24 protein-coding genes are annotated in these 22398 nt (G+C 66.4%); 13 read left to right on the top strand and 11 right to left on the bottom strand.

Going from position 1 to position 22398, the window contains the following annotated elements; translation table 11 throughout:
• Positions 1 to 63: 63 nt before the first annotated feature.
• On the bottom strand, positions 64 to 1467 hold the full coding sequence (locus tag AC5P5X_RS06735) for a mannose-1-phosphate guanylyltransferase/mannose-6-phosphate isomerase (protein ID WP_111189308.1): 1404 nt from the start codon (positions 1465 to 1467) through the stop codon (positions 64 to 66).
• Between the two features lie 11 nt (positions 1468 to 1478).
• A complete protein-coding gene (locus tag AC5P5X_RS06730) occupies positions 1479 to 2825 on the bottom strand; it encodes a phosphohexomutase domain-containing protein (protein ID WP_150359453.1) in 1347 nt (448 codons plus the stop codon).
• Positions 2826 to 3059: 234 nt separating this feature from the next.
• Between AC5P5X_RS06730 and AC5P5X_RS06725 the strand changes: the two genes are divergently transcribed.
• The 8 genes from AC5P5X_RS06725 to AC5P5X_RS06690 all read left to right on the top strand — a co-directional run bounded on the left by AC5P5X_RS06725 (position 3060) and on the right by AC5P5X_RS06690 (position 9068).
• Complete coding sequence (locus AC5P5X_RS06725) at positions 3060 to 4016, top strand: UDP-glucuronic acid decarboxylase family protein (protein ID WP_099527084.1); 957 nt, start codon at positions 3060 to 3062, stop codon at positions 4014 to 4016.
• Between the two features lie 10 nt (positions 4017 to 4026).
• A complete protein-coding gene (locus tag AC5P5X_RS06720; RefSeq protein ID WP_099527085.1) occupies positions 4027 to 4971 on the top strand; it encodes a glycosyltransferase in 945 nt (314 codons plus the stop codon).
• Positions 4949 to 5353, top strand: coding sequence for a GtrA family protein (locus AC5P5X_RS06715; protein WP_111189310.1), 405 nt, complete (start codon positions 4949 to 4951; stop codon positions 5351 to 5353). Before AC5P5X_RS06720 ends, AC5P5X_RS06715 begins: the two co-directional genes overlap by 23 nt.
• Positions 5350 to 5949 (top strand): hypothetical protein, encoded by a 600-nt coding sequence (locus AC5P5X_RS06710; RefSeq protein WP_111189311.1) that lies wholly within the window; start codon positions 5350 to 5352, stop codon positions 5947 to 5949. Before AC5P5X_RS06715 ends, AC5P5X_RS06710 begins: the two co-directional genes overlap by 4 nt.
• A gap of 51 nt (positions 5950 to 6000) precedes the next feature.
• A complete protein-coding gene (locus tag AC5P5X_RS06705) occupies positions 6001 to 6426 on the top strand; it encodes a hypothetical protein (RefSeq protein ID WP_111173910.1) in 426 nt (141 codons plus the stop codon).
• Positions 6401 to 7606 (top strand): hypothetical protein, encoded by a 1206-nt coding sequence (locus tag AC5P5X_RS06700; protein WP_111173911.1) that lies wholly within the window; start codon positions 6401 to 6403, stop codon positions 7604 to 7606. The genes AC5P5X_RS06705 and AC5P5X_RS06700 overlap by 26 nt, the downstream gene beginning before the upstream one ends.
• Positions 7607 to 7702: 96 nt before the next feature.
• Positions 7703 to 8434: a CoA transferase subunit A gene (locus AC5P5X_RS06695; protein WP_111189312.1), complete on the top strand. Its 732-nt coding sequence runs from the start codon at positions 7703 to 7705 to the stop codon at positions 8432 to 8434.
• A gap of 1 nt (position 8435) precedes the next feature.
• A complete protein-coding gene (locus AC5P5X_RS06690) occupies positions 8436 to 9068 on the top strand; it encodes a CoA transferase subunit B (protein ID WP_111173913.1) in 633 nt (210 codons plus the stop codon).
• Positions 9069 to 9090: 22 nt separating this feature from the next.
• On the opposite strand, the gene AC5P5X_RS06685 is transcribed toward AC5P5X_RS06690, so the two are convergent.
• Positions 9091 to 10389: a glycosyltransferase gene (locus tag AC5P5X_RS06685; RefSeq protein ID WP_181453352.1), complete on the bottom strand. Its 1299-nt coding sequence runs from the start codon at positions 10387 to 10389 to the stop codon at positions 9091 to 9093.
• Between the two features lie 83 nt (positions 10390 to 10472).
• On the opposite strand from AC5P5X_RS06685, the gene AC5P5X_RS06680 reads away from it, so the two are divergent.
• Positions 10473 to 11054, top strand: a complete 582-nt coding sequence (locus AC5P5X_RS06680) for an alpha-ketoglutarate-dependent dioxygenase AlkB family protein (RefSeq protein WP_111173915.1) — start codon at positions 10473 to 10475, stop codon at positions 11052 to 11054.
• 115 nt (positions 11055 to 11169) lie between these two features.
• Here AC5P5X_RS06680 and AC5P5X_RS06675 read toward each other — a convergent pair whose 3' ends face one another.
• The 4 genes from AC5P5X_RS06675 to AC5P5X_RS06660 are packed head-to-tail and all read right to left on the bottom strand — an operon-like array spanning position 11170 to position 14688.
• Entirely contained in the window at positions 11170 to 11811 is a 642-nt protein-coding gene (locus AC5P5X_RS06675; RefSeq protein WP_111189313.1) for an ABC-type transport auxiliary lipoprotein family protein, read from the bottom strand.
• Positions 11808 to 12734: an MlaD family protein gene (locus tag AC5P5X_RS06670; RefSeq protein WP_005408000.1), complete on the bottom strand. Its 927-nt coding sequence runs from the start codon at positions 12732 to 12734 to the stop codon at positions 11808 to 11810. The genes AC5P5X_RS06675 and AC5P5X_RS06670 overlap by 4 nt, the downstream gene beginning before the upstream one ends.
• A gap of 3 nt (positions 12735 to 12737) precedes the next feature.
• Positions 12738 to 13565 (bottom strand): ABC transporter ATP-binding protein, encoded by an 828-nt coding sequence (locus AC5P5X_RS06665; RefSeq protein ID WP_005408001.1) that lies wholly within the window; start codon positions 13563 to 13565, stop codon positions 12738 to 12740.
• 1 nt (position 13566) lies between these two features.
• Positions 13567 to 14688, bottom strand: coding sequence for an ABC transporter permease (locus tag AC5P5X_RS06660; RefSeq protein WP_005408002.1), 1122 nt, complete (start codon positions 14686 to 14688; stop codon positions 13567 to 13569).
• 93 nt (positions 14689 to 14781) lie between these two features.
• On the opposite strand from AC5P5X_RS06660, the gene AC5P5X_RS06655 reads away from it, so the two are divergent.
• Positions 14782 to 16041, top strand: a complete 1260-nt coding sequence (locus AC5P5X_RS06655) for a threonine/serine exporter family protein (RefSeq protein WP_049427914.1) — start codon at positions 14782 to 14784, stop codon at positions 16039 to 16041.
• Positions 16042 to 16121: 80 nt separating this feature from the next.
• Here the strand turns inward: AC5P5X_RS06655 and AC5P5X_RS06650 are convergent, their stop codons facing one another.
• The 3 genes from AC5P5X_RS06650 to AC5P5X_RS06640 all read right to left on the bottom strand — a co-directional run bounded on the left by AC5P5X_RS06650 (position 16122) and on the right by AC5P5X_RS06640 (position 19486).
• Positions 16122 to 16505: an H-NS histone family protein gene (locus tag AC5P5X_RS06650; protein WP_005408004.1), complete on the bottom strand. Its 384-nt coding sequence runs from the start codon at positions 16503 to 16505 to the stop codon at positions 16122 to 16124.
• Positions 16506 to 16727: 222 nt separating this feature from the next.
• A complete protein-coding gene (locus tag AC5P5X_RS06645; protein WP_111189314.1) occupies positions 16728 to 18431 on the bottom strand; it encodes a proline--tRNA ligase in 1704 nt (567 codons plus the stop codon).
• A 680-nt stretch (positions 18432 to 19111) separates the two neighbouring features.
• Entirely contained in the window at positions 19112 to 19486 is a 375-nt protein-coding gene (locus AC5P5X_RS06640) for a DUF4124 domain-containing protein (protein ID WP_111189079.1), read from the bottom strand.
• An 80-nt stretch (positions 19487 to 19566) separates the two neighbouring features.
• On the opposite strand from AC5P5X_RS06640, the gene pssA reads away from it, so the two are divergent.
• From pssA to rimI, 3 genes are read left to right on the top strand one after another with little or no spacing between them, the layout of a single operon-like run.
• Entirely contained in the window at positions 19567 to 20343 is a 777-nt protein-coding gene (gene pssA / locus AC5P5X_RS06635; RefSeq protein ID WP_059036242.1) for a CDP-diacylglycerol--serine O-phosphatidyltransferase, read from the top strand.
• Complete coding sequence (locus tag AC5P5X_RS06630; RefSeq protein ID WP_111189077.1) at positions 20340 to 20849, top strand: hypothetical protein; 510 nt, start codon at positions 20340 to 20342, stop codon at positions 20847 to 20849. Before pssA ends, AC5P5X_RS06630 begins: the two co-directional genes overlap by 4 nt.
• Entirely contained in the window at positions 20846 to 21343 is a 498-nt protein-coding gene (rimI, locus tag AC5P5X_RS06625) for a ribosomal protein S18-alanine N-acetyltransferase (RefSeq protein ID WP_032964690.1), read from the top strand. The genes AC5P5X_RS06630 and rimI overlap by 4 nt, the downstream gene beginning before the upstream one ends.
• Before the next feature lie 104 nt (positions 21344 to 21447).
• Here the strand turns inward: rimI and AC5P5X_RS06620 are convergent, their stop codons facing one another.
• Positions 21448 to 22269 carry an EamA family transporter gene (locus tag AC5P5X_RS06620; protein WP_043033868.1) on the bottom strand — a complete coding sequence of 274 codons (822 nt, stop codon included), beginning with the start codon at positions 22267 to 22269 and terminating at the stop codon, positions 21448 to 21450.
• Positions 22270 to 22398: the final 129 nt, after the last annotated feature.

The raw sequence follows: 22398 nt of genomic DNA, 5'->3' as shown, positions 1-22398 counted from the left end.
TTGCAAGCCGCTGCGCTCGCCGGCCATGGGCCGGCGCTACCGTGGGGCGCAGGCGTTGATGCCTCAACTGCGCCCGTACGTATCCTCGAACCGCACGATGTCATCCTCGCCCAGGTAGCTGCCCGACTGCACTTCGATCAGTTCCAGTGGCAGCTTGCCGGGATTGCGCAGGCGATGCGTCACGCCCAGCGGGATGTAGGTGCTCTGGTTCTCGCTGAGCAGGATCACCTCGTTGCCGCGGGTCACCTCCGCGGTGCCGCTGACCACGATCCAGTGTTCGGCGCGGTGGTGATGCATCTGCAGGCTGAGCGTGCCGCCGGGCTTGACCGTGATCCGCTTGACCTGGAAGCGCTCACCGTTGTCGATCGAGTCGTAGGCGCCCCACGGGCGATACACCTTGCGGTGCCAGGTCGCCTCGCTGCGGCCTTCAGCCTTCAGCTTCGCCACTACCGTCTTGACCTCCTGCATGCGGTCGGCCTTGCCGATCAGCACGGCGTCGTCGGTCTCGACCACGATCACATCGTCCAGGCCGACCAGGGCCACCAGGCGCTGCGCATAGGCATAGGTATTGCGGCAGTCGATGGCGATCACATCGCCCTGGTGGGCATTGCCGTCGCCATCCTGCTGCGAGACATCGCGCAGCGCGGTCCACGAACCGACGTCGTTCCAGCCGGCATCCAGCGGGATCACGACTGCATCGGCAGTCTTTTCCATCACCGCGTAGTCGATCGAGTCCGACTGCACCGCCGTGAAGGCATCCCTGTCCAAGCGGGTGAAGTCGGCATCGCGGCGCGCCTGCTGCCAGGCCTGGCGGCTGCTGGCCAGCATCGCCGGCTGGAAGCACTCCAGTTCCTGCAGGTAGCGCGAGGCCTTGAACAGGAACATGCCGCTGTTCCAGTAGTACTGACCGCTGCTGACGTAGCCGGTGGCGGTCTCCAGGTCGGGCTTTTCGACGAAGCGTTCGACGGCACGCAGGCCCTGGCCGTCGGCAGCCTTGATATAGCCGTAGCCGGTTTCCGGGCCGGTCGGCACGATGCCGAACGTGACCAGCTTGCCGGCTTCAGCGGCACTGGCGGCGGCCTGCACCGCGTTGCGGAAGGCCGCCTCGTCGGTGATCACATGATCGGAGGGCAGCACCAGCAGCAGCGCGTCGGCACCGTCACGGGTGGCCTCCAGCGCGGCCACGGCGATAGCCGGTGCGGTATTGCGGCCCACCGGTTCAAGGATGATCGCGGCCGGTTCAGCGCCGACCTGCTGCAGCTGCTCGGCGGCGACGAAGCGGTGCTCTTCGTTGGCAATCACCAGCGGGCCACGCGCCGCCAGTGGGGCGACGCGTTGCCAGGTGGCCTGCAGCATCGTCAGCTCGCCGGCCAGTGGCAGGAACTGCTTCGGGTAGGCCTCGCGCGAAAGCGGCCATAGGCGTGTACCGGACCCACCGGACAGGATGACGGGCTGGATGCTGCTCATGCGGGCCTCGGTTACTGCTGGATCAGACGGGAAATTTCGTCGGTACGCGCCTGCATCAACGCAGCGTCACCGCGCGCTTCGACGTTCAAGCGCAGCAGCGGTTCGGTGTTGGAGCTGCGCAGGTTGAAGCGCCAGCTGCCGAAGTCGGCGCTGATGCCGTCGGTGTGGTCCAGCGTGGGCGACTGCGCCGCGAAGTGCTCCATCACGCGTGCAACGGCGGCCTTGGCATCGGCGACCTTGAAGTTGATCTCGCCACTGCACGGGTAGGCGGCCATGCGGTCTTCAACCCAGTCGGCCAGCGAACGACCGCTTTCGGAGATCAGCTGGGCGATCAGCAGCCACGGGATCATGCCGGAGTCGGCGTAGGCGAACTCGCGGAAGTAGTGGTGGGCGCTCATCTCGCCACCGTACACCGCGTCCTCGGCACGCATCTTTTCCTTGATGAAGGCGTGGCCGCTCTTGCACTGCACCGGCACGCCGCCCGCCTGCTCGACCATGTCCACAGTGTTCCAGACCAGGCGCGGGTCATGCACGATCCTGCCGCCCGGATTGCGGGCCAGGATCGCCTTGGCCAGCAGGCCGACCAGGTAATAGCCCTCGATGAAGCGGCCGGTGTGGTCGAAGAAGAAGCAACGGTCGAAGTCGCCATCCCAGGCGATGCCGAAGTCGGCGCCGTGTTCGCGCACCGCGTCGGCAGTGGCGGCGCGGTTCTCCGGCAGCAGCGGGTTGGGGATGCCGTTGGGGAAGCTGCCGTCCGGCTCGTGGCAGATGCGGATGAATTCGAACGGCAGGTGCGGTGCCAACAGGTCAACGATGGCACCGGCGCCGCCATTGCCCGCATTGACCACCAGCTTCAGCGGCTTGAGCTTGCCGGCATCGACATAGCCCAGCAGGTGCTGGATGTAGGCGCTTTTGTCGTGCCGGGCAGCCAGGCCTGCGCGCGGCGGCTGGGCCTCGGAGGTATCGGTGGCCACTGCATCGGAAATCGCGAACAGGCCGGTGTCGGAACTGATCGGCCGTGCTTTCTCCTTGACCAGCTTCATGCCGTTGTAATCCATCGGGTTGTGGCTGGCGGTGACCATCACGCCGCCGGCCGCCTCCAGGTGGTCGGTCTGGAAATAGACCTCCTCGGTGCCGCACAGGCCGATGTCGATCACTTCACGGCCGGTGCCGCGCAGGCCGGCCGCCAGTGCGTCCTGCAGCGCCGGGCTGGTCAGGCGCACGTCATGGCCCAGCACCACCGGGCCCGGTGCGAGCTGGGCGGCCAGTGCAACACCAATGCGGCGGGCCAGGTCTTCGTTCAGTTCCTCGGGCACGCGGCCACGGATGTCATAGGCCTTGAAGGCGGGCAGGGGCATCGAACCAGTCCATCCGGATAGAGAAACCCGATTATAGCGGGAGGGTCTGCAAACGGCCGGTGAGCCACGGGCGCCCGGGCAGTAGCGTTGGCAGGGGAGTGGGGCCGGCCGATTCCCCGTCGATGGGCCATGGCCAGCAGGCAGTTCGCATACAATTGCGCGCTGACGACCGAGGACATGGCCCGAGTGGCCATCGCCGATTGGCCTGCTGTTCCAGAAGGATCGAGGTTTGCTTTGAAATTCACTCACGATCAGAAACGCGTGCTGGTGACCGGTGGCGCGGGCTTCCTCGGGTCGCATCTGTGCGATCGGCTCATCGCGGGCGGCCATGACGTCCTCTGCGTGGACAACTTCTACACCGGCAGCAAGGCGAACGTGGATGGGCTGCTGGGCCACCCACGGTTCGAGCTCATGCGCCATGACGTGACGTTCCCGCTCTATGTGGAAGTGGACCGGATCTTCAACCTGGCCTGCCCGGCGTCACCGATCCACTACCAGCAGGACCCGGTGCAGACCACCAAGACCAGCGTGCATGGGGCGATCAATATGCTCGGCCTGGCCAAGCGCCTGCGTGCGCGCATCCTGCAGGCCAGCACCAGCGAGGTGTACGGCGATCCGGAAATCCACCCGCAGGTGGAAGGCTACTGGGGCCGGGTCAACCCGATCGGCATCCGCAGCTGCTATGACGAGGGCAAGCGTTGCGCCGAAACGCTGTTCTTCGACTACTGGCGCCAGCATCAGCTGGAGATCAAGGTCATGCGCATCTTCAACACGTATGGTCCGCGCATGCATCCCAATGACGGCCGGGTGGTCAGCAACTTCATCGTGCAGGCGCTGAAGGGCGAGCCGATCACCATCTATGGCGATGGCAGCCAGACGCGCAGCTTCTGCTATGTCGATGACCTGATCGAGGGCATGTTGCGGCTGATGGACTCGCCGGCTGATCTCACCGGTCCGATCAATATCGGCAATCCGTCCGAGTACACGATGCTGGAACTGGCCGAGACCGTGCTCCGTCTGGTCGGCGGCGCGTCGAAGATCGAGTACCGTCCGCTCCCCTCGGATGATCCACGCCAACGCCAGCCGGATATCAGCCTGGCCAAAGCGGATCTGGGCTGGGAGCCCAAGGTCGGCCTGGAGGACGGCCTGAAGGAGACCATCGCCTACTTCCGCCATCGCTTGCAGGCCTGAGGTGGCGACGATGCGAAAGATCGTGGTGATGCCGGTCTACGAGGACCTGGAAGCCTCCTCGAAGTTGTTCGTAGAGCTCGCCCGCACCCAGGGTCCGGACACCTATGTGGTGGCCGTGGACGACGGCTCGGTGCGGCAACCATTGCCGATCAGCGCCATTGAGGCTTCGGGGCTGGAGGGCGTGGTGATCCGCCTGCGTCGCAATGTCGGGCATCAGCGTGCGATCGCCATCGGCCTGGGCTATGTGGCCGAGCACTTCGATGGCAATGATATTGTCGTGGTGATGGATTCCGATGGCGAGGATACGCCGGAGAGCATCACCGAGCTGGTGGCGGGCCTGGATTCGGCCGATGTCGACGTGGTGGTGGCCAGCCGTCGCAGCCGGGTCGAATCGCTGAAGTTCAAGTCGTTCTACATCGTCTACAAGCTGCTGTTCTCGCTGCTCAGCGGACGCCAGATCAGCTTCGGCAACTTCATGGCGGCGAAGATGCCGGCGGTGCGCCGGTTGGCATCGATGCAGGAGCTGTGGATCCACGTTGCAGCCTGCGTACTGGGCTCGAAGCTGCGCGTGCAGACCTGTGCGCTGGATCGTGGTCCGCGCTATGCCGGTCGCAGCAAGATGAACTTCGTCGGCCTGGCCCTGCACGGATTCCGTGCACTGATGGTGTTTGCCGAGGATGTGCTGGTACGCGTGGGCATCGCCTGCACCATGGTGGCGGCACTGTCGATCATCGGCGGGATCGTTGCCACCGGGCTGAAGATGCTGGGCTTTGCATCGCAGGGCTGGTTCTCGCTGGCATTCGGCATCCTGGTGCTGGTGTTCCTGCAGACCGCGGCACTGACGCTGATCATCCTGATGTTGTCGGGGATGATGCGCGGCGGTGGCGTCATGAGCGTGGGCAGCTATCGCGAATTCATCGACGAGGTCCTGCATGCCTGCCGCCGCAGTGGCTAAGGGTGCGCTGGGCGGACAGGCCGTCCGCTACGTGATCAATGGCCTGGTCGCCACCGCAGTGCACTATGGAGTGCTGCACTTCAACATCGAGGTGCTGCACGTCCCGCTGGCCGCGATGGCCAATGCGATTGCAGCGGTCTTCGGCATCACTGTGTCGTTCCTCGGCAGCCGCTACTTCGTTTTCCATGGCAGGCAGGGCAGCCTGGCGCGGCAGGGCTCGCTGTTCCTGCTGATCTACGCCGCGATCGCCGTCCTGCATGCGCTGGTGATGTACGTCTGGGCCGATCGATGGGGCCTGGACTACCGCGCAGGGTTCGTGCTGGCGACCGGAATGCAGATGGCCGTCAGCTTCGTCGCCAACAAGTTCCTGGTGTTCAAATGAACAAATATCTGCGTGCCGCGCTGGCAACCCTTGCATTCATTGCCGTCCTGCTGCTGGTCTACTACGTCCACATGCGCCAGTTCCGCGTGAACGTGGTGCTGTATGCCAGCATCCTCGACGCGGTGATCGCAGTGGTGGTGGTGTTTGCGGGCCTGTATGCGTTGAAGTGGTTCAGGGATTTCAGCCGCCTCGAGCTGATCCAGCTGGCCGCCATCTGGTTGCTGGGAGGCTATGTGTTCGCGATCTCGGTCCCGACCGTCATCGACCGCTCGCTGTCCTTCTACATCCTGGAGAAACTGCAACAGCGTGGCGGTGGGATACGCGAAGACGCGTTCCGCCAGGTGTTCACTGAAGAGTACGTCCGCGAGCATCACCTGGTGGAAGTGCGCCTGACCGAGCAGCTGCAGTCCGGAACCGTGCAGATCCATGATGGTTGTGTGCGGTTGACCGCGCGCGGCGAGCGCCTCGCATCGTTCGGCCGCTTCTACCGGCAGAACCTGCTGCCGACCCACCGCCTGCTGATGGGGCAGTACACCGATGCGCTCACTGATCCTTTCCGCGACAGCCGGATGCCGTCCGACTATCGTTGCCAATAGCCCGGGTGCTGCTGGCGCATTGGTTTTTCCGTTGGTTCCTTGAAATGTTTCATGGATGACATGACCTCCACCTCTCCCCCCCTGCGCACTTCGCGCCGGGACCTGGCGATTGCCGGGTTCCTGTTGCTGCTGTTGGCCGCTTCCCTCGTATCGGTCGCCAAGCGATCGGACTATCAGACGTCGTTGCTGCGCCAGGCCTTCGTTGAGGACGCGGGATTTGACGCATCCGTACCACGTGAGGTGGTGGATGCACGCGATCTGGTACGCGCGCAGCCGATCGCTCCCTCGCTGCTTTCGCTCGGGCAGGGGCTGAAGGACGATCCCTTGATCCAGCAACGCATGTGGGAGGCGCTGTATCCGGTCCGGTTCAGCGATACCGATACCCCGCAGCGCCTGCTGAGGGCCGGTGATCCGCTGGTTGACCAGTGTCATGTCCAAGGGAGGAAGGCAGATGTCGTTCTTGTCGACTGCCGCTGAATCAGGGCGCCGTGCGGCGCTGGCCATGCTGGTCTCCATTCTTCTCTGCTATGGCCTGGCCGCCATAGGCCTGACGGGCTGGCCGGTGCAGGTGGCATTCTGCGCGGTCGTGCTCAGCGCGCTGCTCGCCCTGTCGGCCGTGCGTGACCTGCGTACCGCGCCTCTGGTCCTGGCCGTTCTGGTGCTGGTGTTGATCGCACTGGGAAGCCCCAGCGATGGCTGGGACCCGCGTTCGATCTGGCTCTTCCATGCCAAGCGGATCTACCTGGAGGGCACGTTGTACGCCCAGCTGGATGATTACGCGCCGTGGAGCCACAACGACTATCCCGCGCTGGTTCCGTTGTTGATGGCCTGCGCAGCAGGTTTGGCCGGGCACTGGAACGAACTGCTGCCCAAGGCGGTGGCACCGCTGCTGCTGCTGCCGGCACTGCTGCTGATCGCCCCGAGTTTCCGATGGCGCTGGTGCGGGGTGCTGTTCGCAGTGCTGCTGCTGCGCCTGGGGCGCGACATGCTGATCAACGGCTACATGGATCCTCTGGTGGCGGTCTACGCCGTCGCTGCCGTGGCGACAGCGGTGCGCTACCGCATGTCCGGGAAGCATGGTGGTAGTCGCGAGCTGGTCGCATTCACCCTGCTGGTGGCAGTGCTGTCGATGTTGAAGAACGAGGGCGCCGTGCTTGCGGTTCTGTTGACGGCCGTGGTGCTGGGCGAAGGCGCGCTGCGTGAGCGTCGCCTGGGCTGGCGCATCCTCCTGGCCGCGGTTGTGGCCCTGCTGCCACTGCTGGCATGGAAGCTGGCCGTCGGGCAGGCAGGGGTTGGCAATGACCTGGCGGGAAGCGACATGAAGGCGCAGCTATTGGCGCGGCTTGGCAGCGAGGGCGGTACCCTGCCGATCGTCGGGCGCCTGCTGCTGGATGTCTGGGTGCTGGTGCCGTTGCTGGTGCTGGCGGTGCTCTGGCGCCCGGTGCTGCGGGTTCCGGCGGCATCGGCTGCCATGCTGGCGGCGCTGGCGTACGCAGCGGTGCTCTTCCTGGTCTACCTGGGAACGCCGCATGACCTGGACTGGCACCTGCGCACCAGTGTCGATCGAGTCCGCATGCCGGTAACACTGCTGCTGGGGTTTGCGGTGCTGCTGGCGCTGGAACATCGCGTCGCGGTGAAGACGCTGCGCACCCGCTGAGTCGGAACGCGCCGTGGCGCCATGCTGCGGCGCATCCCAGCGGTATGCAGGTGTAGCGCTAGAATGCGCTCATTCTTCCCGTGTGGGGCTGTAGAAATGGAACACGTGACTTCCACCGGCAAGCGCGGCAAGCGCTTTGCCACGGCGGCGCAGGCGCTGGAGGGCGTCATCGCCGATGGCCAGACCCTGGCTGTCGGAGGCTTCGGCCTGTGCGGCATTCCCGAGGCACTGATCGCCGCGCTGCGCGACAGCGGGGCCAAGGGCTTGACCGTGATCTCCAACAACGCGGGGGTCGATGGCTTCGGCCTGGGCCAGCTGCTGGAGACGCGGCAGATCAGGAAGATGATTTCGTCCTACGTGGGTGAGAACAAGGAGTTCGAGCGGCAGTTCCTGGCCGGTGAACTGGAGCTGGAATTCAACCCGCAGGGCACCCTGGCCGAGCGCCTGCGCGCCGGTGGCGCCGGCATCCCGGCGTTCTTCACCGCCACCGGCTACGGCACGGTGGTGGCCGAAGGCAAGGAAACCCGCGAGTTCGACGGCAAGCACTACGTGATGGAAACCGCGCTGCGCGCCGACGTGGCGCTGGTCAAGGCGTGGAAGGCCGACGAGGCCGGCAACCTGGTGTTCCGCAAGACCGCGCGCAACTTCAACCCTGCCTGTGCGATGGCCGGCAAGGTCTGCATCGTGGAAGTGGAGGAGGTGGTGCCGGTCGGCGCCATCGATCCGGACCAGGTGCACCTGCCGGGCATCTACGTGCACCGCATCGTGCACAACGCGCATCCTGAAAAACGCATCGAACAGCGCACCATCCGCGCGGAGGGCAACTGACATGGCGTGGACCCGTGACGAGATGGCAGCGCGCGCTGCCCAGGAACTGACCGACGGTGCCTACGTGAACCTGGGCATCGGCCTGCCGACCCTGGTCGCCAACCACATCCCCGAGGGCGTGGACGTGTGGCTGCAGTCGGAAAACGGCCTGCTGGGCATCGGCCCGTTCCCGACCGAAGCCGAAGTCGACGCGGACCTGATCAATGCCGGCAAGCAGACCGTCACCGCGCGTGCCGGTGCCAGCTATTTCGGCAGCCATGACAGCTTTGCGATGATCCGTGGCGGCCACGTCAACCTGGCCATCCTCGGCGCCATGCAGGTGACCGACAAGGGCGACCTGGCCAACTGGATGGTGCCCGGCAAGATGGTCAAGGGCATGGGCGGCGCGATGGACCTGGTGGCCGGCGTGCAGCGCGTGGTGGTGCTGATGGAGCACACCGCGAAGAACGGCGAGCACAAGATCCTGGCCGAATGCACACTGCCGCTGACCGGCGTCGGCGTGGTCGACCGCATCATCACCGACCTGGCTGTATTCGACGTCACCGATGCCGGTCTGGTGCTGGTGGAAGCGGCGCCGGGTGTCAGCGATGACGAACTGAAGGAAAAAACGGGCGTGGCGTTCGCGCGAGGTTGAATCGGCGTTCGCGCCGGAGTGATCAGTCGCGCAGGAGTGCTTCCAGACTCCTGCGCGCCGCATCGCTGGAGAAGTGCTCGCGGATGTTGTGGTAGCCCTGTTCGGAGATGTGGGACCACAACGCCTCATCCGAGTACAGGCGCAGGATGGCGTTGCTGAACGCCTCGGTATCTGCCGCGATCAGTGCATTCTGACCATCGACCAGGAACATGCCTTCGGCAGCAATGGGCGTGGCCACTACCGGAACACCGTGGCTCATGGCCTCATTGACCTTGCCTTTCACGCCTGCGCCGGAGAGGAGCGGGGCGAGCGCGATCCTGCAGCGCGACAGGAAGGGCTGCAGTGATGCTACGTGGCCGTGGACGATGACACCGTTGCCGGCATAGCGCGCCGCCACGTCTTCCGGAATCTCTCCGATCAGGTGCAGGACGATCTCCGGGCGCTGCGCACGGATGCGGGGATGGATCTCGCCGACCAGCCATTCCAGCGCTTCCTGGTTGGGTTGATGGGCATAGCCCCCCACGAAGTACAGGTCAGCGGTCTCCTCGAACCGGCGTGTGCCCCCCTGTACGTCATGGATGTTGGACAGCAGCCGGATGTCGCTGCCGGGCAGTTGCGCCTGCAGCATCTCCAGCTCGGTCTGGCTGACCACCAGCGTCGTGTCGCTGGCGTTGATCAGGGCGAACTCGCTTTGCCGCGTGCGTGCGGCCCGCCGCTGCAGGTCCGGGTCCTGGCGCAGGTCCGCAGCACGCTGCTCACGCACATGGTGCAGGTCCACGGTGTCGAAGATCACCTTGCCGACAGCGTAATCGCGGATCAGCCCGATGTGGGCTGCCGCCACATGGTGGCGGCTGAGCAAGGTCGCACGCAGCTGCTGGCCGTGCACGCGCAGCCACTGGTCGAGGCGTGGGCGGCCTGCGATGCCGATCAGGTCCACGCCCAGTGCGTTGAGGAAGGCGCCACTGTCGGCACTGATGACACCATTGTCCGGCATGAACACCGGTTGCCATCCCAGCTCGCGGATCGACTGGAGGATCTTGCACATCCGGACCGAGCCGGAATCGCGGGTCGGATCGGGCGCGCTGGCATCAAGCACCAGCACGTATCCAGCACGTGCAGGGGCGGTGCTGCGCGCCTCGCCGGAAGAGCGCACTGCTTGATCGGGCACCGATGCTGCGGCCGGTGGATGTGGGCGAAGCACGGCCCTGACCTTGCGCAGCGTGGCGGCCGGGCCAACCTGGCGCAGGTTGTGAATCACCGAGGCCAGCCGGCGGGACGCCTGGCGAAGTCGCCATTTGAGGCTGTACCAGGAGTGCTTCATCGTCATCATCGTCAGGCGGCGCGCAGGAATGCGGTCGACCATCATAGTCGCTGGCCGCGGAGGGGGTGTGCTAGCGTGCTGGTATGCATTTCCCACTGGACGACGCCGACATCCACTGGCATCGGGGCTGGCTGGCCGCGGACCAGGCGGACCTTATGCAGCAGCAACTGGAGCAACGTATCCCCTGGCAGGTGCATCGCATCCGAATGTTCGGCCGTATCGTCGATTCGCCCCGCCTGAGCTGCTGGATGGGGGATGCCGAGGCGCGCTATCGCTATTCGGGTACCGATTTCCTGCCTGAGCCGTGGCAGCCGGCCCTGCTGCCGCTTCGCGAACGGCTGCAGGCATTCTGTGGACATGCCTTCAACAGCGTACTGCTGAACCGCTATCGCAGCGGCGGCGATTACATGGGCTGGCACAGTGATGACGAACCCGAACTGGGCCCGGCGCCGGTGATCGCCTCGCTGAGCCTGGGCGCGCCGCGGCGCTTCCTGCTGCGGCGGCGCGACGATCCGGCGCGGAAGGCGGAGTATCTGCTCGGCCACGGAGACCTGCTGGTGATGGCGGGGCAGACCCAGCGCTTCTACCAGCACGCGCTGCCGAAGATGGCGCGCGTGCAGGGTGAGCGGATCAACCTGACGTTCCGCTGGATCACGCCCCGTTGATGACGATGGGGGCAGAGCCCTTTCGCAGCGCGAAAGGGATCCGACCCCGTCACGCATCGGGTTCTGGGGTCGGATCCCTTTCCCGTCGGGAAAGGGCTCTGACCCCCTCGGCCTATCAGCGCTTGGCCGCCGTAGTGTCGTTCTGCCCGCTGACCAGCGTCCAGCCCACCATGTCCTGCGCCAGCTGCTGCAGGCCACGTTCGAAGGCGGCGGTGACGGCCGGCACGTCGGTACTGCCGACCGGCTGTGCCTGGCGGAAGGTACGGTCGGCGACCACGCGCTGGTCGGCGACGTGGATCAGCTTGGCGTTGACCTCGATCACCACCGTCGGCGTGGCCTGGCCCTGGTAGTCCGACTCGAAGCGGCGCACGTCGGTGGACAGCTTGTAGTCGGCGCGGATGCCGGCGGTGCTGCGGGCGACGCCGTGGATGCGTCCGGAATCCTCAAAGCCGCGCAGCAGGGTGTCCTCGATCATGTCGGTGGCCGGCTGGGCCCAGCTGGCGCCCTTGTAGATCTCCAACTGCGACGGGGTCGGCCGCACGTTGATGCGCGGGCTGTCGACCATGCGTGCGGCGCTGGGCTTGGCCAGTACCAGCTGCCAGCTGGCCTGCGGCCACGCCGGATCGGCCTTCACCTGCACGGCGGGCGAGTACAGCGTCACTGCGGTTTTCTCGCTGCTGCCAAGGATGGAGCAGCCGCCCAGCAGGGTGACCAGCGAAGCGGCCAGCAGCAGGCGCGGAAGGGGCATCGGGCTCATTTGGGTTCGAACTCCTTCGGTGCGTCGCGGCCCAGCAGGTAGCGCGCGGGATTGTTCTCGAGGCGGTCGCTGACCCGGCGCAGGTCGCGGATCAGGCCGCGCAGTTCGGTCAGCGTCGGGCCCAGCTGGCCGAGGCCATCATTGGCGAAGCTGTTGATCGCGGCGCGGTTCTCGCCAAGGATCGAATCGGCGTTGCCGGCGGCCGAGTCGAGCTTGGCCAGGGTGCCGTCCAGCTTGTCGATGATGCCCGGCAGCTGCTGCACCAGGTTCCTGTCCAGGCGCTCGATGGTGCCGTTGGTGGTCTTCAGCGTGGTGTCCAGACTGCGGGCGGCATCGCGCGCGCTGAGCAGCAGCGCCTGGGTACCCTGGTCACGGTCGGCCAGGCCGCCGCTGATCGTCTCCAGGTTGGCCAGCGTCGCGTTGATCGAGGCCACGTTGCGGTCGCTGAGGATCTGGTCCATGCGCTCGACGATGCGGTTGGCGACGTCGGTGATGTTCTGCAGCGCCGACGGCGTGGTCGGGATGATCGGCGCCGGGTCCTTGTTGACCGTGGTCAGCGCCGGCGACTGCGGCGTGCCGCCGCTGAGCTGGATGATCGACGGGCCGGTCAGGCTGGTGATCGCCAGCTTGGCACGGGTATCGGTCTTGACCGGGGTGGTCGAGTTCAGGCGGATGCGTGCGACCACCTGGCGCGGGTCGTCCGGCACCAGGTTCAGTTCGATGATCGAACCGACCGCGATGCCGTTGTACTGCACCGGGCTGCCCACCGACAGGCCGGTCACCGCCTCGCGGAACACCACGCGGTATTCCTGCCAGGTGCGGTCGGAGGAGTACTTGGCCGCCCACAGGCCGAAGGCCAGCAGGGCCAGGCCGGTGATCAGGGTGAACGCGCCGATCAGCACGTAGTTGGCTTTGGTTTCCATGGCTCAGGCACTCTCGATCTGTTCGCCGCGCGCGGCACGCGCACGCGGTCCGTGGAAGTATTCCTGGATCCACGGATGATCCAGTTTCTCGATGTCCGGCAGTGGCGCGTTGGCCACCACTTTGCGGTCGGCGATCACCGCCACCCGGTCGCAGATGGCGTACAGCGTGTCCAGGTCGTGGGTGATCAGGAACACGGTCAGCCCCAGCGCCTCCTGCAGGGTCTTGATCAGGCGGTCGAACGCGGCCGCACCGATCGGGTCGAGGCCTGCGGTCGGTTCATCCAGGAACAGCAGCGGCGGGTCCAGCGCCAGCGCGCGGGCCAGGCCGGCGCGCTTGCGCATGCCACCGGACAACTGCGATGGCAGCTTGTTGATCGCATCGGCGGGCAGGCCGGCCAGCTTCACCTTCAGCAGCGCCAGCTCGTAGTGCCAGCGCTCGGGCAATTCGCGGTGGTGTTCCTTCAAGGGCACCTGCACGTTCTCGCCCACGGTCAGTGAAGAGAACAGGGCGCCGTCCTGGAACAGCACGCCGGTATTGCGTTCGATGTGCAGGCGGCTCTCGGCGTCGTCGGCACGCGCATCGCGGCCCAGCACTTCGATCTGGCCGGCGTCGGGTGTGCGCAGGCCCAGGATCGAGCGCATCAGCACCGACTTGCCGGTGCCCGAGCCACCCACCACGCCCAGGATCTCGCCACGGCGCACGTCCAGGTCCAGGTCTTCATGCACGGTCTGGCTGCCGAAGCGGTTGACCAGCCCACGCACGCGGATGGCCAGGTCGTGGCCGTCGCCGTCCTGCATGGGTATTTCTTCGGGAGTCGGATGCGTGCTCATGTCACCAGTCCATGTGCATGAACCACAACGCCGCGAAGGCGTCGATGATGATCACCAGCGAGATCGTCTGCACCACGCTGGAGGTGGTGCGTTCGCCGACCGACTGCGCCGTGCCTTCCACCTTCAGCCCTTCCAGGCAGCCGATCAGGCCGATCACCAGCGCGAACACCGGCGCCTTCGACAGGCCGACCAGCATGTGCCGCACTTCCATCGTCTCGTGCATGCGCGCGATGTACATCTGCGGCGGGATGTCGAGGTCGAACGCGCCGACAGTGATGCCGCCGGCCAGGCCCGCGATCATCGCGATGAAGGTCAGCAGGGGCAGGGTGACCAGCAGCGCCAGCAGGCGTGGCAGCACCAGCAGGTCGATCGGATCCAGGCCCAGCGTGCGCATCGCGTCGATTTCCTCGCGCGCCTTCATCGCGCCGATCTGCGCGGTGAACGCACTGGCGGTGCGGCCGGCCAGCACGATCGCGGTCAGCAGTACCGCGAACTCGCGCAGGAAGGCGATGTTGACCAGCTCGACCACGTAGATCTCGGCGCCGAAGTCGCGCAGGATGGTCGAGCCGAGGAAGGCGATCACCGCGCCGACCAGGTACGACAGCAGCGCCACCAGCGGTACTGCGTCCAGCCCGACCTGCTCCATCTGGTGGACGGTGGCGGTCAGGCGGAAACGGCGGGGCTCCTTGACCAGGCGTGCTGCCTTGACCAGGTTCTCGCCGAGGAAACTGCACAGCGCCTTGATGTTGTGGCCAGTGGCATGGACGCTGACACCGAGCCGTTCCAGCGCCGCCAGCACGCCGAAATCGCGCTTGGGCCGGGGCCGGTCGTCGGCCACTTCCTCGATGGTGCAGACCAGCGCCTGGTGGTCCGGCCGGAACTGCAACGCGTCCTCGCCAAGGTCGGCGCGATGCGCTACGCGCAGTACCTGCAGCACGCCGGCCGAATCCATCTTCTCGATGCCGGTGGCGTCGATGCCGGTCAGCGTGTCGGGAACGCCGCGCAGGACTTCGGCCGCGGCCAGCGCGGTCTTCAAGGTCCAGGTGCCGGACAGGCGGATCAGGCCCGGGTCATGGGCATCCTGTTCGAGCTGGGGGGCGTGGTTCGGGGTCACTTGGGCCATTCGGGTCGCAGCATAACCGTTCTGTCTGGGGCATCGCGTCGAACCCGGATGAATTTATCCAGTGCGGCCCGGCAGTAGGTAATACTACGGCGCATGTCCGCAGACGCTCACACGATCCCCACGCCCCAGGCCACCTACGCGCAGCGCGTGGCCTTTGTTTCCGAGATCGCCGGACGCCTGCACAGCTACGGCACCACGGCCCAGCGCCTGGAAACGGCAGTGGTGGCACTGGCCCGCCAGCTCGATCTGGATTGTGAACCGTGGTCGAATCCCACCGGTATCATCCTCAGTTTCAGCGACCCGGCACAGGCGATCGGCTCCAGCGACATCACCCGCGTGATCCGCCTGGCACCCGGCGAGAACGACCTGCACAAGCTCAGCGTCGCCGACCATATCGCCGAGGAAGTGTCCAACGGGCGGATGAGCATTGCCCAGGGCCACACCGCGCTGCGCCAGTTGGACAAGGATCCGGGCCGGCGCGGCAAGCTGCGCACCATTCTTTCATTCACCCTGGGCGCGGCCGGCGTGGCCGGCATGTGGAAGCTGCCGTGGCTGGACATCGCCACCGCCGGTGTCATCGGCCTGATGATCGGCCTGCTCGGCATGGTCACCGACCGTCGCCCGGCCACCCGTGAAGCGGCCGAGGCGCTGGCGGCGCTGCTGGCCGGCATGGTCGCAACCCTGGTCGCGTCCTTTGTTGGCGCACTCAACCTCAACACGGTGATCATCGCCTCGCTGGTGGTGCTGCTGCCGGGCATGTCGCTGACCAATGCGGTCAATGAACTCGCCAGCCAGCATTGGGTCTCCGGTACCGCGCGCTTCGCCGGCGCGTTGACCACCATCATGAAGCTCAGCGTGGGCGCGATGATCGCGGTGACCCTGGCCGATGTACTCGGCCTGGACCCGGTGATCCGCGCCACGCGGCCGCAGGGGCCGTGGGTGGAGTGGGGTTCGCTGCTGACCGCGGCATTCGCCTTCGCGATGCTGTTCAAGGCCAACCGGCGCGATTACCCGTGGGTGATCGCAGCCTCGGTGGCGGGTTACGCGATCTCCAAGTTCGGCGGGCACGCCTGGGGCGCGCCGGCCGGCATCTTCCTGTCAGCGATGTTGCTGACCGCCGGTGGCAATCTGTTCGGCCGCCTCGTTGGCCGCCCAGGAGCGATCATCCGCCTGCCCGGCATCATCATGATGGTGCCCGGCAGCACCAGCCTGCGCGGCGTGCTGACCCTGGTCCAGCAGCAGGACGTTGGCGCGGGCCAAAGCGTGTTCCTCACCGTGCTCAACGTGGTGATGGCGCTGGTGGCCGGCCTGCTGTTCGGCAACCTGCTGATGCCGGCGCGCAAAACCCTGTAGGTGTGGACCGTTGGCCCGCACACCGAAGAATGAAAAACGCCGGCTTCCGCCGGCGTTTTTCATTGCATCCCGATCCGGCCTCAGGCCTTCTTGATCAGGAAATCTTCCGGCTTCTTGTTGCCCTTGGCGGTCAGCTCGGCCATCCAGCGCGGCTGCTTGCCACGACCGGTCCAGGTTTCCTTGGGGTTGGCCGGGTTGCGGTACTTCGGGGCAACCTTGCCCAGCTTGCGGCCGGCGGTCTTGGACGGTGCCTTGGCTGCCGGGGCGGCTTTGCGCGCGCGCGGTGCCGGGGCGCCGCCGAACAGTTCTTCGATGGTGTAACCCTCGGTCTTGGCCAGCTTGGTCAGCTGGGCCCGGACCTTGGTGATTGGCCGGCGCTTGGCGACGATGGTCTGCTGCTTCTTGGCGGTACGGATCAGGGCGCCCAGCTCGCGTGCCGACAGGCCGGTCAGGTCAATGCTCATTTACGGTTACTCCGGAAACTAAAATGTGGACGGGACGAGCCAGTCCATGGCGTCGCGGGACAGAATAAAGATGAATTAATCACAGCACAAATGCAGGCGGGTCATGGCCTGGCAGCATCCCGGCTGCATTGCGTCGATTTTGACCGGATTATGTCCGCTGCAATATTGCTCAACTGGGCGACAGGCAAAAAAAGACCGGGGCATGCCCCGGTCTTCTCCTGATCAGCCCTGCAGTCGCTGCAGCAGGGTGGCCTTGTCCAGGCTTTCCGCTTCGCTGGCGCGGCGCGAGCGGTACTCGTAGGTACCGGCGGCCAGGCCGCGCTCGCTCACCACCACGCGGTGCGGGATGCCGATCAGTTCCATGTCGGCGAACATCGCGCCCGGGCGCAGGCCGCGGTCGTCGAGTGCCGCGTCCAGGCCGGCGTCGCGGAGTTCCTGCAGCAGGCTGGCAGCAGCATCGGCCACGGCGGCGTCGCCCTTCGGGTTGATCACGCACACCACCACCTGCCACGGCGCCATCGCGTCCGGCCAGATGATGCCGGCATCGTCATGGTTCTGTTCGATCGCGGCAGCCACCACGCGCGAGATACCGATGCCGTAGCAGCCCATCGCCATCACCGCCGCCTTGCCGTTCTCGTCCAGCACGGTGGCATCCAGCGCTTCGGCATATTTGCGGCCGAGCTGGAACACGTGGCCGACTTCGATGCCACGGGCGATCTTCAGTTCGCCACCGTCCAGCGCGCGGTCACCGGCACGCACGTTGCGGATGTCGGCCACTTCCGGTTCCGGCAGGTCGCGGCCCCAGTTGACCCCGGCCAGGTGGAAACCGGCTTCGTTGGCGCCGACGACGAAGTCGGACATCGCGGCCACTTCGCGGTCGGCGACCACGCGGATGGCCTTGGCCGGGGCGACCGGGCCGAGGAAGCCCGGCACGCTGCCCAGGTACTCGGCGATTTCCGCCTCGCTGGCGAAGCGCTGTTCGTCCAGGCCGGCGACCTTGGCCAGCTTGATCTCGTTGACCTCATGGTCGCCGCGCACCAGCACCAGCACGAACTGCTGTGCTTCGCCCTCACCGGCGATCAGCGCCACCGACTTCACCGTGCGCTGCAGCGCGATGCCGAGCAGCGCCGCGACGTCCTCGCAGGTTTTCTGGGTAGGGGTGTCGACCTTGCGCATGGCTTCACTGGCAGCCGCACGCGGTGCCGGATCGGCGGCGATCGCCGCTTCCATGTTCGCGGCGTAGTCCGAACCGGTGGAGAACACCAGCGCGTCCTCGCCGGAATCGGCGATCACGTGGAATTCCTGCGAGGCATCGCCACCGATCGCACCGGAGTCGGCCTGCACCATGCGGAAGTCCAGGCCGAGGCGGGTGAAGATGCGGCTGTAGGCCGACTTCATGTTCTCGTATTCGCGCACCAGGCACTCATCGTGCAGGTGGAACGAATAGGCATCCTTCATCAGGAATTCGCGCGAACGCATCACGCCGAAGCGCGGGCGGATCTCGTCGCGGAACTTGGTCTGCACCTGGTAGAAATTCACCGGCAGCTGCTTGTAGCTGGACAGCTCGCTGCGCGCGAAGTCGCAGGCGGCTTCTTCGGCGGTCGGGCTGTAGCAGAACACCTGGTCCTTGCGGTCCTTGATCTTCAGCAGCTGCGGGCCGAACTTCTGCCAGCGGCCGGTCTGCTCCCACAGTTCCTTCGGCTGGATGGTCGGGATCTGGAATTCCACGGCACCGGCGCGGTCCATTTCCTCGCGCACGATGCGTTCAACCTTGCGCAGCACGCGCAGGCCCAGCGGCGACCAGGTGTACAGGCCCGATGCCAGCTTGCGGATCATGCCCGCGCGCAGCATCAGCCGGTGGCTGGTGAGCTCGGCGTCGCTGGGGGTTTCCTTGGTGGTGTGCAGGTGGAACTGGGAGAGGCGCATCGTCGGCTTCGGATAACGGCAGAGACGCCTATTCTGCCAGCCCGGCCGGGGAGAGGGGTATCGGCAGGGCTGCGCCCTGCACCCGCAGTAGTGCCGGCCGCTGGCCGGCAACCTCAGAAGCAACTGCCGAAGCAACAGCGGGCTTCCCGTGGGATGGCGGGGTGGGTCCGGTTGCGGGAGACGCCGTAAACCCATCCCTGGGGGCTTGGCCGCGGCATCCATGCCGCGGACACTCCCGCAACCGGACCCACCCCGCCTTCGACAGTTTCCTGCGAGCTGTCGGAATGGCTCCTGGGGTCAGATCCGTTTTCCGCAGGAAAACGGATCTGACCCCGGATTCAATTCGAGATCTGACAGATTTCATCCACGCATGGCGTGGATCTACCACCGTCACCAGGAACCTGTCGGGGGTGGGGCGGTGTGGGTTGGCAGGACCGTTGGCGCCATGGATGGCGCCATCGAGCCCCCAGGGGTGAGGGCGCTTTGCTTGCGAAGCACTGCTTCGCAAGCGCCCGAACGCACAGCCGCCAGCGGCTGGGCCGGACCCCGGAAGGGGGGGGTACGGCGTGTCCTGCCAGCCCACACCGCCCCGCCAAACCAGTAGAAAACCAGAGCCGCTTTGGCATTTGACGTTGCCGTTGCTTGAAGCAGGTGCAGGGCTGCAAGCCCTGCCGATACCCTCACTCCGCCGGGCAGTACGCCTTGATGGCCGCTTCAGCCAATCCTTTCTGCGCGCTGCGCTGTTCCGCGGTCAACGCGGTATCGGCCTTCCCGTCGCCATTGGTGTCCTGCATCACCTGGCTGGAGCCTTCCAGCAGGGCCAGGTTGGCACGGGCGGTGCTGCACTGCTCCGGCACCGGCGCGGCCGGGGTCTCGGCGCTGGCCGCGGCCTGCGGGGTGCGGGCCTGCTCGCGGGTCTCGAACTTCTTGCCCGCCGGCGGGGTCTCCGAATACTGGGTCACGCCATGGGCGTCCTTCCATTTATAGACCGGGCCGGCCACGGCGTTGGCACTGGCCAACAGCAGCAGGCATCCAAGGCAGGACAGGGCACGCATGGCAAACTCCGCGGAATGGGCGTAGAACGCCGATTGCAGCATTGGCGCCGAGCACTGGCAAGTCGATTAAACTGGATTCCATGGACCCGATCACACCGCCGCCGCGTTCGCGCACGATTTACCTGCTGCCCAACCTGTTCACCACTGCCGGCCTGTTCGCCGGCTTCTACGCGATCATCGCCGCGGCCAACGGGGATTTCGTCAATGCCAGCATCGCCGTGTTCGTGGCGGCGGTGATGGATGGCCTGGACGGGCGCGTGGCGCGCCTGACCGGTACCAGCAGCGAGTTCGGCGTCCAGTACGACTCGCTGGCCGACCTGGTCAGCTTCGGCATGGCCCCGGCGCTGGTGATGTACCACTGGTCGCTGTCGTGGCTGAAGTTCGATGACCCGCTGCTCGGCCGCGTCGGCTGGGCCGTGGCCTTCCTGTATGCCGCCTGCGCGGCGCTGCGCCTGGCCCGCTTCAACACCCAGGTCGCGGTGGTCGACAAACGCTGGTTCGTCGGCCTGGCCAGCCCGGCCGCGGCCGGGCTGATGATGTCCTTCGTCTGGGCCTTCGCCGATGGCAACCTGGGCTGGGACGGCAACCAGCTGCGCTACGTGGCGCTGGCGGTGACGATCGTCGCGGCGCTGTTGATGGTCAGCCGTATCCGCTTCTGGAGCTTCAAGGGTGGCGGCGCCAAGGGCACCCGTTCCGACCGCGTGCCGTTCCTGGTGCTGGCCCTGGTGCCGGTGGCGATCGCCATCGCGGTGATCGACCTGCCGCGCGTGCTGTTCGCGGTCGGCATCCTGTACGCCTTGTCCGGCCCGGTGATGTGGGCCGCGCAGCGCCTGCGCAAGAAGCCCGAGGCCGCGTGAGCCAGGAACTGCCCGTGCTGTGGTCACCGGCCCAGCAGGCCTGGCTGCAGGCCATGGGCTATACCGTCTATCACGACGGCCAGTTGGCTGCGGAGCTGGATGCCGCGCTGCAGTTGAGCGTGGCCGAAGCCGATGCGGTTGCCGCGCCAGCGGTGGAGCAGGTGCGGGCACCAATCGCCCCCGCGCGCGAGCCTCCGGCTGAAGCCACACCGGGTTCCCGCCAGGAACGCCCGGTGCCGCCGCGTCGCGAGACCCCGGTCAGCGCACCGGACACCGCGCCCGCCGCTGGCCGCCCGCTGCCGGGTGGCAATGCGCGGCAGCCGGTGGTGCGGCTCCCGGATCGCCTGCAGATCGCACTGCTGCGTGCCTCCGGCTGTAATCCCAACGACCCCGCCACGCAGGCGCTGATGGACAGCTGGCCGCTGGACCAGCTGCGTCAGGACCCGGCCGCCAAGCGCGCGTTGTGGCCGCAGTTGCGCGCCCTGCGCAAGCGGGGCGCACCATGAGTGCGGTCAGCCAGCCCGGCCCGGTCAGCCTGCGCGCATTGCGCGAGAGCGACCTCAATGCGGTGATGGCGATTGAAGTGCGTGGGTATCCGTTCCCATGGACCCGCGGCATCTTCGTTGATTGCCTGCGTGCCGGTTATCCCGGCCTGGCGATGGAGCGCGATGGCCAGCTGATCGGCTACGGCGTGCTCAGTATTGCCGCCGATGAGGCACATGTATTGAACATCTGCATCGATCCGCTGGCGCAGTCGCGTGGGCTGGGTCGCCAACTGCTGCGCGCACTGGTGCAGCTGGCAGGCAACCGCGGTGCGCAGCGTGTGTTCCTGGAAGTGCGTCCGTCCAACACGCCGGCGCTGGCGCTGTACCACAGCGAAGGCTTCAACGAGATCGGCCGCCGCCCGCGCTACTATCCGGCCGCACAGGGCCGCGAAGACGCGGTGGTGATGGCGATCGAACTGGTCGACGGCGACCTGCAGACGATGCCGCCGCTGTAACGGAGAAGGGTTGCCGGCCAGCGGCCGGCACTACCGGTGGATCTCCGCTGTCATCGACACGTCACCTGCCGTGCTAGGTGCCAACCTTGGTTGGCACGCTTTTCTCACGCCAGCCGCAGTGCCAACACACCGCCGACGATCAGCGCCGCCGCCAGCCAGCGCGCACGCGGAATCCGCTCGCGCAGCACGAACACCGAGATCAGCAACGCGAACAGGATCGAGGATTCACGCAGCGCCGAGACCATCGCCACCGGCGCCTGGGTCATGGCCCACAATGCCATCGCGTAGGACGCCGTGGTGCCGACGCCACCGGCCAGTCCCAGCGGCCAGTGCTGGCGCGCATAGTCCAGCACTGCGCCGCCGCGGGTGTACAACGCCCACAGGGGTAGTGGGATGCCTGACAGCAGGAACAGCCATAGCGTATAGCTGAGCGCACCACCGGACTGGCGCGCGCCCTGCGCATCGACCAGGGTGTAGGTGGCGATCATCGCCGCGGTCAGCAGCGGCAGCCGCAGCTGGCCGCCACGTGCGCCCAGTGCCATGCACAGGATGCCGCTGCTCACCAGGACCACGCCCAGCCACGCCGCCGGGGGCAGTTGCTCGCCCAGCAGGGTGCCGGCCAGCGCAACCAGGATCGGCGCGCTGCCACGCATCAGCGGATAGGCCAGGCTCATGTCGACCTGCTGGTAGCAGCGTGCCACCAGTCCGTAGTAGGTCACCTGCAGCAGCACGGATGCAGCCAGCCAGGGCCAGCTGTGCGCGGCCGGGAACGGCAGGAAGGGCAGGGCGGCCGCCGACAGCAGCGCGGCGCTGCCGGTGACCAGCACGGTGCCGAGGAACTTGTCCGGCCCGCGTTTGACGATCGCATTCCAGCTGGCATGCAGGGCCGCAGCCGCGAGGACCAGCAGGAAGATGGAAAGAGGCATCGGGCGATGATGCCATGCCGGGGAAATGTTCCGGGTTTGGTGGGTGCCAACCTTGGTTGGCACGTCGCTCAGTGCGGACCAAGGTCCGCACCCACCAGAGCGAGGCAGGGCAGGTGCCAACCCTGGTTG

It is taken from the genome of Stenotrophomonas sp. YJH_SMC_91 (assembly GCF_059368495.1).
The sequence above is the reverse complement of the archived record's forward strand: the minus strand, read 5'-3'. Positions and strand labels throughout refer to the sequence as shown.